The sequence below is a fragment of the Nocardia sp. NPDC050793 genome (assembly GCF_040654065.1).
GTDB lineage: Bacteria > Actinomycetota > Actinomycetes > Mycobacteriales > Mycobacteriaceae > Nocardia.
The window spans coordinates 1-1,333 of sequence record NZ_JBFAHG010000029.1 but is presented as its reverse complement, the minus strand read 5'-3'; the positions used below and the strand labels follow the sequence as shown (position 1 = coordinate 1,333).

Below are 1,333 nucleotides of genomic sequence, written 5' to 3'. Positions count from 1 at the left end.
CAACGAAAAACTAGACACGGAGTTAAGAGAATTTAAGAATTATATTTTTCAAAGTCTTTTGGAGACTTGTAATCAAGACCTGAATGCATCCTTTTTGTATTGTAATAGGTCTCAATGTATTTAAATATTTCTTGAGTAGCCTCAGCTCTTGTCTCAAAATGAGCATCATTAATAAGCTCCCTCTTTAGCGTCTTATAAAAAGACTCCATCATTGCATTGTCATATGGATTTCCTTTACGACTCATGCTAGATTGAGCACCGACTTGACGAAGAGTAGATTGATAACGAGAGCTTGTATATTGACTCCCTTGATCAGTATGGACAATCAAGCCAGGCTGAGGATGTTCTTTCCCACAAGCTTGTAAGAAGCAATCCCTCACCAGTTTATCTTGCATCCGTGAAGACATTGACCAGCCTACAATCTTACGTGAAAAAACGTCGATATTCACGGCTAAGTATAAGGTGCCTTCTTTGGTAGGGATATAGGTCATGTCTCCCAGCCATACTTTATTAGGAGCTGTTGCTTTAAAGATCTGATTAATTAAATTGGGTCTTGAAAGCGAAGCTCCTTTTCTGTTGTAATGTTTATATTTATAACGGCTTCCCTTGGCATAAAGTCCCATCAAGTGCATCAGTTTCCCAACACGTTTCGTGTTGGTCATAATACTGGTATTATGAAGTACCTTGGTAATTCTAACCGCACCATAGCGTCCCTTATGCTCATGAAAGACAGCTTTTATCTTCTCTGAGAGAATTTCTCTCTCCACTTGTTGTTTTGAAGGACGACGATGCATGTATTCATAGAAACCTGAGCGAGAAACCTTAAGAACTTTTACTGCATGCTTAATTTTTATCTTCCCATGATGTTTCAAGAGAAATTCAAAACGTTTTACTTGCTTCGCTTCAAGAAGACCCGGAACTTTTTTAGAAGTTCAAGTTCCTCCTGAAGATAACGATTTTCTTTCTCTAACAATTTAATCTTATGTTGGGCATCAGCTAGGGCTGTCCCATTGCCTGGAAAAGCACTTTCTCCATATTCTTCAACTTCTTGAACCCAGCGATAAAGACTATTGGCATGAACCTCAAGCTCTTGGCTGACTTCTTTAACAGAGAAACCCTCTTCAAGAATGAGTTTTACTGCAGAAGTTTTAAATTGTTTATCGAATTTTCTTCTTGCCATAATAAACCTTTCCACGATTTCTCTTAACTTTGTGTCTAGTTTATTATAACCTTTCCAAACGCTTTTCTTTTTTATGTATATTTATTTGATAATAGTCCATTATATGAAACGTTTAAAAGAACGGACAGAAAATTATCAAGTACACGGTTTTTA

1 protein-coding gene is annotated in these 1,333 nt (G+C 36.9%); it reads right to left on the bottom strand.

Annotation, left to right across the window (positions count from 1 at the left end; genetic code table 11):
* Positions 1-32: 32 nt before the first annotated feature.
* Positions 33-1,180, bottom strand: a protein-coding gene (locus tag AB0H50_RS35505; RefSeq protein WP_357461667.1) for an IS3 family transposase whose coding sequence is annotated in 2 segments (ribosomal slippage) — positions 33-928 and positions 928-1,180 — 1,149 coding nt in all. Because the reading frame shifts where the segments join, the coding sequence is not laid out codon by codon here.
* Positions 1,181-1,333: the final 153 nt, after the last annotated feature.